The sequence below is a fragment of the Rhodoligotrophos appendicifer genome (assembly GCF_007474605.1).
Lineage (GTDB): Bacteria > Pseudomonadota > Alphaproteobacteria > Rhizobiales > Im1 > Rhodoligotrophos > Rhodoligotrophos appendicifer.
Window position 1 is genome coordinate 13,500 of record NZ_VHKL01000005.1, and the last position, 13,352, is coordinate 26,851.

The window sequence follows — 13,352 nt, forward strand, 5'->3', positions numbered from 1 at the left end:
AGACCCCTGACATCCGAACTGTTTATGAGAGCCTCAAACTCCTACGTGCCGCAGAAAGTGCGGTAAGCGATTGTGCTGGGTTGAGGAGGCCGAGCATAAGCTTCGAACTCAGAAAAGCTTTCATATGGTCTCGCGAGTACGTCCAGTAGCATTCGAAATGGCTTGAGGTCGTTCTCTTGTACTGCGGCTTTCAACGCAGCTTCTACAAGATGATTTCGTGGGATATAGGCTGGATTCACGCGCCGCATCGCAGTCTGACGCTCCGATATGCCTCGGGCCTCCCGCCTTAACCTTACAAGCCAGCGGCCATACCAGCTGTCGAAGGCAGAGGGTTCGTCGAAGAGCGTGCGGGTAGTTTCGTCAGTCTCTACCTCGTCGTCGACATCGCACAACGACCGGAAGGTCGCTGTGAAGTCTGCTTTCCCATCGGCCATGATGTTCAGCAGATCTTGAGCGAGCGCGAGGTCCCCTTCCTGTTCTGTGAAGAGCCCAAGTTTACGCCGCAATCCACTGAGATAGGCCGTGTTGAACTGTTCAACGAACTGCTGGAGTGTCTCTTGGGCGTGAGCAAGGGCGAGTTCCTTGTTGGCATCGAGCGGCAGGAGGCACTCTGCAAGCCGGGTGAGGTTCCACTGTGCAATCGCCGGCTGGTTCGCATAGGCGTATCGCCCATATTCATCTATCGAACTGAAGACGGTGCCAGGATTATAGATGTCCATAAAGGCACAAGGACCGTAGTCGATAGTCTCGCCCGATATCGACATATTGTCGGTATTCATGACTCCATGAACGAAACCGAGAAGCAGCCACTTTGCGACGAGCTCTGCCTGATGGCTGACAACAGCTTCAAGAAAGAGCCGATACTTGTAAGCCTCGTCTTTCAGCTCCGGATAATGTCGAGCAATAGCATAATCGGCGAGGCGCTGAACGCCTTCAAAATCGTGACGAGCTGCGAAGAACTGAAAAGTACCGACCCTTATGTGGCTCTTGGCCACTCTGACCAGAACAGCGCCGGGAAGCGCCTCTTCACGATAGACGGTCTCTCCCGTTCTCACAGCAGCGAGCGCCCGCGTCGTGGGCACCCCCAGGGCAGCCATGGCCTCACTGACGATATACTCCCGAAGGACAGGTCCCAAAGCCGCCTTTCCATCGCCTCGGCGAGAGAAGGGCGTGGGGCCCGATCCTTTGAGTTGAATGTCCCGCCGCTCGCCGGCAAGGTTGATGACCTCGCCAAGCAGGATGGCGCGTCCATCGCCGAGTTGTGGAACAAAATGGCCGAATTGATGCCCTGCATAGGCCATCGCGATCGGCTCGGCTCCCGACGGTAACGGGTTTCCTGCGAGAGCTTTCACACCCTCTCGGGTGCTCAACCAGACGGGATCCAATCCCAGTTCGACGGCAAGGTCCTGGTTCAGCTGGACAAGTCCGGGCTCCGTGGACTGCGGCGGTTCTACCTGCGCAAAGAACCGGTCCGGTAGCTGCCTATACGTATTGTCAAAGGGAAAATGCCCCGTCATGTGAGCTCTCTGCTTCGTTTACGGTAGGTCAACGCTGAGCCTCCGGAACGGTTCAGAGCGAGGTGCGCTGACAAGCTCAAGAGTGTCTAACCTTCTCCCGAGATGGGGTTTCCAGCGAAGCTTTACAGCCGCAGAGCCAAGCTGAAGGCTGTCGAAGAGACCAAGCAGAGGACGGTGCGGAGATGATTCCAGCGTGTCCATGGCTGTCGATAACCTATCCAGTCCGTAATGCTGACATTTACTCCACCAGGAAGCGAAGCGAGACGCCGGTTTAAAGGAACGTTGCAGATCATGGTGATGCCGATAGATCCTACCCAGTAGGCCACCACTCCGATAGCAACGCAAAGGAAACTCGCGAACGATATTTGGGAGAAACTCAGAGGAACAAGGGCCAGGCCGACAATTCCGGTGCCGAAGAAAGCAAAGAAGAACAGGGGATGCAATATGGTGGTGTTCACCATCTTCATTGCATCGATGGCGGCCGCGGGCGGCAATCGATCAAGAGCAGACATCACGCAGACCGAGAATACGAAGAAAAGCCCTGCCATCATCCCTGCGCCAAGCGCTGAGGAAAGCAAAAGGAGAGTTATTGTTGCGGCCATCAGAGGCGTTCAATGAGAGCCATTGCGGCAGCTGGATTGCTGACTTTGTGTCCGCTGATCACATAAAGAAAGACGTCGCGAGGACTTGAGGGCTGATCCGAGGTGACCATTTCCAATCCGGATGGCAAATCTCCAGCGGCAATGGCTTTCGCACGACGGCTCCAGCGATCGAGGGCCTCGGTGGAATACCCGGTCTCTTCTTGCTCGCTGGTGCCCATGATCCTCAGATAGGCAAATGATGCCGTTCTGTCGGCGATTTGCGGGAAGTCAGAATCCCCTGCGGTCACGATCGCGACGTTATGGTGGCGGGTGAGCTCTATGAAGGCGGCACATTTGAAACTGGGATTGCGGACCTCCACCGCATGGGAGATGGCTTGGCCTTGAACCACCTTCGGCAGCAACTTCAGGAAAGCTTCAAAGTCGTCTGCATCGAAAATTTTAGTCGCCATGAACTGCCAGTTGATCGGCCCGAGCTTCGGGCCCAGTTCCATGACCCCGCTGGAGAAGAATCTTTCGATCGAATCCGCCGCCTCACTCAGGACCCGGCGATTTGTGGCGAACCGTGGTCCTTTCACCGCAAAGACGAAACTGTCCGGCGTTTCGGCCCGCCATTTGGCGAAGCTGGCAGCCTTTTGTGATCCGTAATAGGTGCTGTTGATCTCGATAGAGGTGAGCTTGCGGCTGGCATATTCTAGCTCGCGCTTTTGCGGCAATTTTGGAGGGTAGAATGTCTCGCGCCAGGGCTCATAGCTCCACCCGCCGATGCCGACCCGGATTTCTGGGCTTTTGTCGATCGTCACTGAAACCACTCCCATCAAATCTGCGACGGCATGGCGAGAGGTGCCACTAAACGTAAGGGTTCTCTCCCTTGCGAAGATGCAGACGAATAGGAACACCCCACATGTCGAACGCTTCGCGCAAGCCGTTGATCAAGTAGCGAGAATAGGAGTCCGGTAGATCTTCCGGCGTAGAACAGAAAACCACGAAAGTGGGCGGCCGTCCTTTTACCTGAGTCATATATCGCAACCGTATCCGCCGACCGCCCGGCGCTGGCGGGGGATGCTTGTCCACAGCCTCGATGAGCCAGCGATTGAGCTTTGCAGTCGAGATCCGCTTTTGCCAAGTCTCATAGGCATTGAAGACGGCAGGCATAAGCTGGTCGAGCCCTTCGCCGGTCAGGCCCGAGAGGGGGACGACAGCAAGGCCGGCCAACTGTGGCAGGAAACGCTCTATGCCTTCGTCGAACTTCGCGAGGGTGGCTTTGCGGTTGGTAATTTCGTCCCATTTGTTAAGGGCGATGACGATCGCGCGCCCCTCCCTCCCCACGAGGTCAATGATATGCAGGTCCTGCTTGTCAAAGGGCTGGGTCGCATCGACGACGGCAACGACGGCTTCGGCAAACTTGATGGCGCGCAAAGCATCCGCTACGGAGAGCTTCTCCAACTTTTCCTCGATGCGAGCCTTTCTACGGAGGCCCGCCGTGTCGAATAGGCGAACGGGTCTCCCTTGCCATTCCCATTCGACAGAGATCGAATCCCTGGTGATCCCTGCCTCCGGTCCTGTCAGCAGACGCTGGTGCCCAAGGAGCCTGTTGATCAGGGTCGATTTGCCGGTGTTGGGGCGGCCGGTTAGCGCGAGCCTGAGGGGGCCGTGAGAAGCATCCTCGGCATCGTCGAACGTGTCCGAAGTTGGTGCGATCGCGGAAATCGCTTCATAGAGGTCGGAGGTACCAAGTCCATGCTCCGCAGAAAGCGCAAGCGGGTCGCCGAGGCCCAGTGAGAAGGCGTCATAAAGGCCGGCATCTCCGGCAGTGCCCTCCGACTTGTTGGCAATTGGAATCACTGGCTTTCCGGATCGTCTGAGAAGATCGGCAAAATGCAGATCATGAGGCGTGATTCCCGCCCGAGCATCGATTAAGAACAGGCAAATATCTGCCTCCGCGATGGCAGCTTCGGTTTGGGCCTGCATGCGGGCTTCGAGGGACTCCGCGGCAACCTCGTCCAGCCCCGCAGTGTCGATGACGGTAAAACTCAGATCGCCAAGATGTGCTTCACCCGAGCGCCGGTCTCGCGTGACTCCCGGTTGATCATCAACTAGGGCGAGCCGCTTCCCAACGAGGCGATTGAACAGTGTTGACTTGCCAACATTGGGTCGGCCGATGATGGCAACCGTAAAGGTCATGAAGAATCCTGCGCTTAGCGCATCGCTATCAGAGTGCCGTCATCTGCCAGGAGATAGATCGTGTTGTTTGCAATGACCGGAGAGATGAAGAATTTCTTCTCGAGGCTGGACTGATTGAGAATTTGCCCGTTCTGCGGATTGATGAACGCAAGCACTCCAGTCGACGAGATCGCGATCAATCGGCCTCCTCCGAGCACAGGGCCTGCCCAACGCTGTCCAGCTGGCAATGTTGATGTCCAGCGGACGGAGCCGTCCGAGCGTGACAATGCAACAATGTTGTTACGGCCGGAAATGACGAACACAGTGTCCCCGGCCACCCAAGGTGTCTCGATCCCGGAAATATCTTGGACCCAGAGACGCTTCCCATCCTTGAGTGAGAAGGAGGCCATCCGGCCGGAATGCGCCACGGCCAGGACCTGATTTCCGTCGATGACGGGGCGCCCACCGATATTGTTCAGGCTTGCGACGGAGCTGAGCCCGCCAGGCGTGGTAAGCGCGTCGCCCCACATCGGAATACCGTCATCCTCGCGAAATGCGATGAGTTCGCCAGAGGTGTAGGGCGCGATGACTGTCCCACCCCCGACGGCTGGGCTCGTGTTTGAAATGATGGCAGCCTGTTCACCGACACCTTCGAACTTCCACTGTTCTGCACCGCTCTCGGCGGAGTAGGCATAAAGCTGATTATTGACATTGATGGCAAAAACTCGGCCATTCGCTACGGTTGGTGCAGCGCGGATCGGCACGTCAACCTTCTTCCGCCAGGCAATGCTTCCATTCGATATGTCCACAGCGACCACTTCGCCAAGGCCGGTCGCCGCAAAGATGCGTCTGCCGTTGGATGCGATGCCACCGCCATACGCTCCCTCTGGATCGGCGCCCTGTGGAACGAGCGAGGTCGTCCAGACCTTTGCCCCCGACGAAGTATCGAAGGCGCTCAGCGTGGCATAGGTGTCGAGAGCATAGACGCGGCTACCGACAACGATTGGGGGGGCGCTGAGCTGTCCGTCAGTATCGGACCCTTCGCCGATAGAGGCCGACCAGATAGTCTGTGGATTACCGCCCAGCGACAGGTTGTGAAACGCGTTCGTAGCAACGCCACCAGGTTGCGCCCAGTCCGTATTTGTCTGAGCCGCTGGGAGAACCAATGGCGCAGAGGCCAGCGCTGGATTTGGGGTCAGCACGGTGTTATCCGGAACGACGGCCTCGCGTTTACCAGGGAGCACCGTGTCATCATTGCCGCCGCCCAGCATGTCCTTGACCGATGAGCAACCGGACAGAATTAGCAATGGCAGCAAAGCTCCGACCAGCAGTGAATTTCTTCTTTTCCAGCGCGAATCAGACGGTCGCCGGCCAGACGGGATTGCTTGCATGGGAAGATCCATCACTGTGTGCTCTGCTTCGGTGCTGCGGGCGTCGGTTCAGCTTCTCCGGCGCTTGTCTCGGCGGGTGCCGCCGCAGCAGGCGCTGCAGCAGCCGGCGCCCCCGCCGCGGGTATAGCTGGGTTTTGTGAGCCTGCCGACTTTCCAGCAAGCGTCGCTTCCACCAGGGATAACACGATTTGAGCCCTCTGGCGCGAACCCATTGGGGCCTGCGGGTCGGAAATGATTGCGCTGAACAGCTGCTTCGCCCTGTCGAGGTCTCCGGTCCGATAGGCTGTAAGAGCCATCATTTCGCGCGCCGAATTACGCCACGGATTTTCGTCCGTATCGAGCTCACCCACCCGAGCCTGCATCTCGGCGAGCGGCGCGCTGTCAACAAGCAGGAAAGCGGCACGGACACGTGCGAGGTCTCGAAGGACCGGCGGGGCGCTGTTGTCCGCGGTGACGGCGTCATAGGTCGAGACCGCACCTGGGATGTCATTCTGGGCGATCTTGGTTGCAGCTTCTTGAAGTTGCGCCAGGGTGCGTGGTCCTATCTTTGATTCAGCTGCAATTTTATTGAACGCGCTCTGTGCCTGCTGGTGTTCGCCGTCGTCAGCAAGTTGCATGGCTTCAATATATTGTTGCCCGGCATTGAGAGCTTGGCGACCCTCATAGTAATTCCACAGCTTTACGCCGCCCACCCCAACGATGACTAACACGCAAATTCCAAGGACGTAGACGCCAAAACGGTCCCAAAGTCGTCCGAGTTGCTCTCGGCGAACCTCGTCCTCGACTTCGCGAATAAGCGAGTCTTCACTCAAAGTCTTCCCCTTCACGGCTGTAAGCGCATACGCAAGGATGCGCCAATTCGTCGGCGCTGCTTGTACAGCCCGCGAGCGCCGTAAACTACATGGGTGACCGAATGAAGGCAATGCGGCCGACAATGACTCCTATGCAGCCAAAGGTGCCGATCTGCTTGGCGCTGCATCGGATGTCCCTGATGATCGACCGTTTACAATTTCAAACTTAAAAATTGAAGAATTGCTTAGTTGATGCGACTTCCCAACGGAACCCATTTTGAGCCCTGAGGCACTTGCGTCCGGACGGCACGGATTGTTTGCATCCCGGGTCCCGATCAAGGCAGATAGGGAAGATGAGGGCAAACGGACGGCCTAAACAGGGGATAGTGATGTTGAAATTACCCGTCATGGCTGTAACGAAGGAGGTCTATGGATTTGTCTTTCGGGAGTTCATAAATCTACTGAGGGTCGCTTGGGCACCTGTCATATTTGTGATTGTCCTCACGGCATTTTCACATCAGCAGGGCACGGGGCCTACCGAGAGCGCGGTGGGTGCTCTGTTGATCATAGCGGCTAGCCTCATCAATATTTTGGCGTTCGTCCGGTGGATACGTTTCGTGGTGTTAGGCGAGGATGAGACTTCCCGCTCAATTTTTGCTGTCGGGCGTTATGAGGGGCAGGTTCTGCTCGCCTATTTGATCGTTTTCGGCCTGTTTTTTGCCGTAGTGATGTTCTTCGGTTTGATTGCTCTTGGGCTGCATTTGGCTTCGACGCAGCCCTCCGGTCAGCCCACTTCCGCCTCGCTCGCCTCCTTGGCGATTTTAGCATTGCTGGCTCTCTTCTGTGTTTTTTACGTCTCCATTAGAATGTCACTGGCCTTTCCATCGAGTGCAGTCTCTGGCCAAATGCAGCTGAAACAGACGATTGCCGCAACGAAAGGCAACGTAACCCGGTTGTTTTCGGTGATGATACTGACGGCATTCCCGCTGATTGCGATCCTGGCCTTTGTGATATTTCTTCTGTCGGGCGACGCTGAAGTGCAAACTGCCATGTCGCCCTTGCAAGCATGGATTGCCTCAGCCTTTGGAATGGTAATTCAGATTTTTGGAGCGGTGGCGCTTGGAATTTCTTACATCAAGCTTGTGGACCTGCCCGCGGCGCGACATCAGTCCTTGACCTCATAAGTGTGCTCCGGCCCAGGAAAACTTCGACCGCGGACGGCGTCTGCATAGTCGCTAATGGCGCTCTCGATGGCATCGCCGACGGTCCCAAATTTTTTCACGAACTTCGGGACGCGAGGGGACAGGCCGAGCATGTCTTCCATGACCAATACCTGACCATCGCATTGGGCAGATGCGCCGATGCCGATCGTAGGAATGGCGACGGCCTGGGTGATCTTGGCGGCCAAGGGCTCAGCCATCGCCTCCAGAACAATGGCAAAAGCGCCGGCCTCCGCGACCAGACGCGCATCCTCTTCGATGGCTGCCCAAGCGTCCCGCGTGCGCCCCTGTGTCTTGAAGCCGCCGAGAACATTGATGGACTGTGGCGTTAGCCCGATATGCGCCATGACCGGTATCCCTCGATCCGTCAGGAATCGGATGGTCTCTGCCATTCGACGTCCACCTTCCAGCTTGATGGCGCCGCAGCCGGTTTCCTTCATGATCTGAGCAGCATTGCGGAAAGCAATCGATGGGCTCTCCTCATAGGAACCGAAAGGCATGTCGATGACAATAAGGGCTCTTTTCGAGCCTCGCACAACGGCGCGCCCATGCATGATCATGAGTTCGAGCGGCACGGGCAGGGTGGTCTCGTAACCATGCATCACCATCCCGAGCGAATCACCGACCAGCAGAAAATCGACGAACGGATCCGCAAGTGCCGCTGTATGGGCGTGGTAGCAGGTAAGGGAGACGATGGGGGCGGTCCCTTTGCGGGCGGTGATTTCTGGTGCGGACAGCCGCTTTACGGGACGATGGACAGACATGGATAGCGATGCCTCCTTACATGGAGAGGACGGGGACGCCGATCACATAAGGGTGCAGGAACAGCATGGCTACATACATGATGACCCCGGCCACCGGCGCGATGATATCGTGTTTCGGCTTCGGCACAAATCTGGGGCGCGTGCCACGAGCCGTCTCGACGACGATGTCGAGCAGGGCGTAAATCAGAAACGACCCGAAGACAAGGAAACCTGGCAGGTCTCCATTTGAAATCAAGTGCCCGATGCTCCAAAGGGCGATAGCGATGGACATGGGGTGCCGTAGCCAAGCCTTCAGCCGACCCTTATGTAAATAGATAGCAAAGCAGATGAACGCCACCAGCATCAGCGTCATGTTGAGATGCCGCCCCCATGCGGGCGGAGTATAAAGCGTATCGGCGGCGACCGGTGTTCCGCGGGTGGAAGCAAAACCCCAGATGATGAGGATCAGGCCGATTAAGGAGACGATCGAGAAGATACCCTTATAGGCTCCCTCGCCGAACTTTATCTGAAACGGCGCCTTGAGTGGCGTTAGGGGGACCAGGTGAATGCCGAAGAACAGGATTAGACCGATTGTCAGGAGAGTCATATGGTGCATGCTTTCGGCGGTACGGCGACGACGGTAGCGGTACAGGTGCAACAGTATTAGAATAGTTCTGGCTTGATGGCCACCATGACGCTTGCCCGACGACCGAAGGTGTTGATTACCGGCTTCCCCGCCTTTCCAGGGGCACCGGTTAACACCACGGAATGGCTCGTCTCAACATTGAACCATGAGGATGTGGAGACGGCGGTCATCCCTTGCGTCTATGCCGAAGTGGGCTCAGTCTTGGAGGGTCTGGGCCGGAAGTTTGATCCCGATATTGTGATTCACTTCGGTCTCAGTCGACAGGCTGAGGGATTTGTCCTTGAGGCAAGGGCGCGCAATGCGTGCCGAGCAGATCTATTGGACAATAGTGGCTTGAGCTTCGGAACCGGTCCGATCAGCGCGTTTAGTCCGGAGTTCGTTCCGGCCAGCCTACCGAACGCTGAGATCTGTCTGCAGCTGAAGAAAGCAGGTTATCCTGCTGACATCTCTGATGATGCCGGTGGTTACCTGTGCAATTTTGCTTTTTATCATTCGGCAGGCAGATTGATCCCTGTCCTCAGATCGAAAATGATCGGGTTTGTCCATGTGCCGCCATTCACCCGCATGCCGAAGATCGATTTGCTGAACGGGACAGGAGTGATCATCAAGGTCTGCTGTGACGTCTGGGGAGAAACCGGGTTGCAGCAACCTTGTGATCCAAGCTGTGAAAGTCCACATTTGGATCCTCTGTTGCGTTGAAACGTTCTAATAATTATGTCAATATTGCTTACCTAATGACCCCGGTATCGGAGCAAAGATGAGCTTGAGAACTGTATCTCTCGACGACCGCTACGATCTATCAAAGTCTCTCGTTCTGTTGTCGGGCGTGCAGGCGCTCGTGCGATTGACATTGATGCAGAGGGCGCGAGATGAACAGGCTGGCCATAATGTGGCCGGTTACGTCACGGGTTATCGTGGCTCTCCGCTCGGGGGACTCGACCAGGAGTTTGGGCGGCGGGAGAAGCTACTGAAGAAGAACCACGTGGTATTCCAGCCAGGTCTCAACGAGGATCTTGCCGCAACTGCCGTTTGGGGCGCCCAGCAAGCGGAGATGCGCCAAGAGGGAGCCTATGACGGCGTCTTTGGGATCTGGTACGGCAAGGGTCCCGGTGTCGACAGATGTGGCGATGTTTTCCGGCATGCCAATGCGGCTGGAACGTCAAAGCTCGGCGGTGTCTTGGTTCTCATGGGTGATGATCACACTGCAGAGTCATCAACCGTAGCGCATCAAAGTGAGTTCGCTCTGGTAGACGCCATGATGCCCGTCCTTAATCCGGCCGGTGCTCAGGAGATCCTTGATTATGGTCTCTACGGAATTGCAATGTCCCGCTTCTCGGGACTTTGGGTTGGACTGAAATGCGTAAAGGATAATGTGGAATCGACTTCCGTTGTCGACGGAAGCCTGAACCGTGTTGTGATCAATGTCCCCGATGACGTGGACATGCCGGACGGTGGACTGAACATCCGGCCCCGTGACGACAGGCTTGAGCAAGAAAAGCGGCTGCATCTCTACAAACGGTATGCGGCAACCGCATTCGCGCGGGCCAACAAGCTGGACAAGATCGTCTTCAATGGTGGACGTGCCCCCCGCATAGGAATTGTCACGGCCGGCAAGAGCTACTCCGACGTCCGCCAAGCCCTCGATGAGCTGGGGATAGACGAGGTTCGCGCGGCGGAATTGGGGATACGGCTTCTGAAGGTTGCCATGGTGTGGCCGCTGGATCCCCAGATTATCGAGACCTTTGCCCAGGGTCTCGACCTGATCATGGTGGTCGAGGAAAAGCGCTCGCTCCTCGAAACTCAGATCCGCGAGCAGCTTTATGCGGGGGCCTTGCGGCCAACAGTAATCGGCAAAAAGGACGAGACGGGAGCGCCGCTCTTTCCCGCATACGGGGCCCTGGATCCGAACCATATCGCTCTTGAAGTGGGCAAGCGGCTCAATCTGCGCACCCCCGATCACAGTATTTCCGACCATATGGCTTTGCTGAACGCAGCTCAGCAAAGCGTGCGCAACTCGCCCGACCTCGTGTCTCGCATCCCGTATTTCTGCGCTGGCTGTCCTCACAACTCGTCGACGACTGTTCCCGAGGGGGGACGCGCCTATGCAGGGATTGGTTGTCACTGGATGGTGCAAGTGATCCCCGAGCGCCGTACCGAGGGGTATACCCACATGGGCGGCGAGGGCGCGAACTGGATTGGGGAAGCGCCGTTTTCGAAGCGGGGCCACGTTTTTCAGAACCTGGGGGACGGCACCTATAACCATTCCGGCTACCTGGCGATCCGTGCAGCGGTAGCTGCCAAGGTCAATATGACCTACAAAATCTTGTATAATGATGCGGTGGCAATGACCGGCGGACAGCATCATGAAGGGGGACTGACGGTCTCCATGATCGCCAACCAGGTCGCCTCCGAAGGGGTGAAACGGGTCGTCATAGTGTCTGATGAACCCGATAAGTATCCTTCCAACGTCGGCTTTCCGCCCTTCACCACCATTCATCATCGTTCGGAGCTTGATGCAGTTCAGAAAGAACTGATGGACGTCGAGGGGGTAACGGTCCTGATCTACGATCAGACCTGCGCCGCCGAAAAGCGGCGCAGACGCAAGCGCGGCACCTACCCCGATCCCCAGAAGCGGGTCTTCATAAACGAACTCGTCTGTGAGGGATGTGGCGACTGCGGGGTCAAATCCAATTGCGTGGCAGTGGCACCCGTCGAAACGGATTTCGGCCGCAAACGTCAGATTGACCAGTCCTCCTGCAATAAGGATTATTCTTGTGTGAATGGCTTCTGCCCGAGCTTCGTGACAATCGAAGGCGGCCAGTTGATACGCGGGCAGAAGCGCAAGGCAGGTGAGGGTGCCCTGTTCGAGGCACTTCCCGAACCCCCGCAGCCTTCGCTGGATAAGCCTTGGGGCATTCTGATTACTGGGATCGGCGGCACTGGCGTCGTGACCATCGGTCAGATCCTGGGGATGGCGGCCTACCTGGAAGGCAAAGGGGCCGGCATCATTGACATGGCGGGTCTTGCACAGAAGAACGGTGCAGTGGTCACGCATATGAAGATCGCTCGGAACCCTGATGAGATCGCGTCGATCAGGCTGGCTGCAGGCGGGGCTGACCTTCTCTTGGGATGCGATCTGGTGACCTCCGCCTCAGAGAAGAACTTGGCGGCCTTGGCGAAGGGTAAGTCGAACGCGGTCGTGAACAATCACGAAACCATGCCGGCCCAGTTCACGCGCAATCCTGATTTCCGTTTGCCCGGCGAAGATCTGGAGATCGCCATTGCTGCCCGAACTGGCCGCGACCTCTGCCACTTCGTCGATGCGACGTCCATTGCCACTGAGCTGCTTGGCGACTCGATTGCCAGCAACATGTTCACCTTGGGATATGCCTATCAGAAAGGCTTGATACCCTTGGGTGCAGACGCCATTGAAAGGGCGATCGATCTTAACGGAGCAGCTGTTGCCATGAACACTCAAGCCTTCCTTTGGGGGAGGCGCGCGGCGCATAACTTGCCGGCCGTGGAGCGGATAACGCAGGCTGAAGACAAGATGGCTCCCCCGCCGGCGAGAGGCGTCGATGAGATTATGGGGCGTCGAGCTCAATTCTTGGTCGCCTATCAAGATGCGGCTTATGCTGAGCGATACAAGGCGCTGGTAACCAAAGTGCGTCGCGCAGAAGCCAGAGTCATGCCCGGCTCCGAAGCACTATCGGAAGCTGTCGCCCGGTATTTCTTTAAGCTCATGGCCTACAAGGATGAGTATGAAGTTGCCCGTCTTTATACCGACGGCACCTTTGAGCATGAAGTGAAGAAAAGGTTCGAGGGCGACTTCTCTATCCATTTCCATATGGCGCCGCCGCTGCTTGCCAAACGCGATCCCTCTACGGGGCATCTGAAGAAGCAGCAACTGGGACCCTGGATGATGCATGCCTTTCGCCTCTTGGCCAAGTTTAAGAGGCTGCGCGGAACACCTTTGGACATCTTCGGCTACTCCTCGGAGCGGAAGATGGAGCGCGGCTTGATCGCACAATATGAGGGGCTGGTTCAGGAGCTCTTGGATGGCTTAACACCCGAACTATATGGTTTAGCCGTCGAAATCGCTTCGATTCCAGAGCATATTCGCGGTTACGGCCATGTTAAGGAGCAACACTTGGATACCGCAAAAGCCAACGAGGCTATGCTTCTTGCTCAGTTCCGTTCAGGCAAGCCATCCATTATTAGACAGGCGGCTGAATAGGCTTGATCGCTGCAATCAGCAGTCCGTGGTCCGCGGCAGCTTGCG

Annotated in this window: 11 protein-coding genes; 3 read left to right on the top strand and 8 right to left on the bottom strand. The window is 56.8% G+C overall.

Translation table 11 applies throughout. The features are described from left to right. Positions 1-41: 41 nt before the first annotated feature. From FKM97_RS11875 to FKM97_RS11900, 6 genes are all read right to left on the bottom strand, one after another. Positions 42-1,517 carry a protein adenylyltransferase SelO gene (locus FKM97_RS11875; RefSeq protein ID WP_144292639.1) on the bottom strand — a complete coding sequence of 492 codons (1,476 nt, stop codon included), beginning with the start codon at positions 1,515-1,517 and terminating at the stop codon, positions 42-44. A gap of 122 nt (positions 1,518-1,639) precedes the next feature. Then, complete coding sequence (locus FKM97_RS11880; protein WP_144292640.1) at positions 1,640-2,119, bottom strand: anthrone oxygenase family protein; 480 nt, start codon at positions 2,117-2,119, stop codon at positions 1,640-1,642. Next, entirely contained in the window at positions 2,119-2,919 is an 801-nt protein-coding gene (locus tag FKM97_RS11885; protein WP_428977908.1) for a DUF72 domain-containing protein, read from the bottom strand. The genes FKM97_RS11880 and FKM97_RS11885 overlap by 1 nt, the downstream gene beginning before the upstream one ends. Before the next feature lie 46 nt (positions 2,920-2,965). Then, complete coding sequence (der, locus tag FKM97_RS11890; protein WP_144292642.1) at positions 2,966-4,300, bottom strand: ribosome biogenesis GTPase Der; 1,335 nt, start codon at positions 4,298-4,300, stop codon at positions 2,966-2,968. A 14-nt stretch (positions 4,301-4,314) separates the two neighbouring features. Next, a complete protein-coding gene (locus tag FKM97_RS11895) occupies positions 4,315-5,586 on the bottom strand; it encodes an outer membrane protein assembly factor BamB family protein (RefSeq protein ID WP_170240881.1) in 1,272 nt (423 codons plus the stop codon). 95 nt (positions 5,587-5,681) lie between these two features. Further along, complete coding sequence (locus FKM97_RS11900; protein ID WP_170240882.1) at positions 5,682-6,497, bottom strand: tetratricopeptide repeat protein; 816 nt, start codon at positions 6,495-6,497, stop codon at positions 5,682-5,684. A 353-nt stretch (positions 6,498-6,850) separates the two neighbouring features. Between FKM97_RS11900 and FKM97_RS11905 the strand changes: the two genes are divergently transcribed. After that, positions 6,851-7,645: a hypothetical protein gene (locus tag FKM97_RS11905; protein WP_144292645.1), complete on the top strand. Its 795-nt coding sequence runs from the start codon at positions 6,851-6,853 to the stop codon at positions 7,643-7,645. Here FKM97_RS11905 and panB read toward each other — a convergent pair. Both panB and FKM97_RS11915 read right to left on the bottom strand, forming a co-directional pair. Further along, positions 7,627-8,445, bottom strand: a complete 819-nt coding sequence (panB, locus tag FKM97_RS11910) for a 3-methyl-2-oxobutanoate hydroxymethyltransferase (RefSeq protein ID WP_144292646.1) — start codon at positions 8,443-8,445, stop codon at positions 7,627-7,629. The genes FKM97_RS11905 and panB overlap by 19 nt on opposite strands. A 16-nt stretch (positions 8,446-8,461) precedes the next feature. Beyond that, positions 8,462-9,031 (bottom strand): NnrU family protein, encoded by a 570-nt coding sequence (locus FKM97_RS11915; protein WP_170240883.1) that lies wholly within the window; start codon positions 9,029-9,031, stop codon positions 8,462-8,464. Between the two features lie 75 nt (positions 9,032-9,106). Here FKM97_RS11915 and FKM97_RS11920 point away from each other — a divergent pair, with 75 nt between their 5' ends. Together FKM97_RS11920 and FKM97_RS11925 are read left to right on the top strand one after the other, a co-directional pair. Next, positions 9,107-9,769: a pyroglutamyl-peptidase I gene (locus tag FKM97_RS11920; RefSeq protein WP_144292648.1), complete on the top strand. Its 663-nt coding sequence runs from the start codon at positions 9,107-9,109 to the stop codon at positions 9,767-9,769. 58 nt (positions 9,770-9,827) lie between these two features. Beyond that, positions 9,828-13,307: an indolepyruvate ferredoxin oxidoreductase family protein gene (locus FKM97_RS11925; protein WP_144292649.1), complete on the top strand. Its 3,480-nt coding sequence runs from the start codon at positions 9,828-9,830 to the stop codon at positions 13,305-13,307. The last annotated feature ends 45 nt before the right edge of the window (positions 13,308-13,352 follow it).

What these genes read in the sequence shown, in the direction of transcription:
- FKM97_RS11875 (WP_144292639.1), bottom strand. Translation starts at nt 1,517, where the DNA reads ATGACGGGGCATTTTCCCTTTGACAATACGTATAGGCAGCTACCGGAC.
- FKM97_RS11880 (WP_144292640.1), bottom strand. Translation starts at nt 2,119, where the DNA reads ATGGCCGCAACAATAACTCTCCTTTTGCTTTCCTCAGCGCTTGGCGCA.
- der (WP_144292642.1), bottom strand. Translation starts at nt 4,300, where the DNA reads ATGACCTTTACGGTTGCCATCATCGGCCGACCCAATGTTGGCAAGTCA.
- FKM97_RS11905 (WP_144292645.1), top strand. Translation starts at nt 6,851, where the DNA reads ATGTTGAAATTACCCGTCATGGCTGTAACGAAGGAGGTCTATGGATTT.
- panB (WP_144292646.1), bottom strand. Translation starts at nt 8,445, where the DNA reads ATGTCTGTCCATCGTCCCGTAAAGCGGCTGTCCGCACCAGAAATCACC.
- FKM97_RS11915 (WP_170240883.1), bottom strand. Translation starts at nt 9,031, where the DNA reads ATGACTCTCCTGACAATCGGTCTAATCCTGTTCTTCGGCATTCACCTG.
- FKM97_RS11920 (WP_144292648.1), top strand. Translation starts at nt 9,107, where the DNA reads ATGGCCACCATGACGCTTGCCCGACGACCGAAGGTGTTGATTACCGGC.
- FKM97_RS11925 (WP_144292649.1), top strand. Translation starts at nt 9,828, where the DNA reads ATGAGCTTGAGAACTGTATCTCTCGACGACCGCTACGATCTATCAAAG.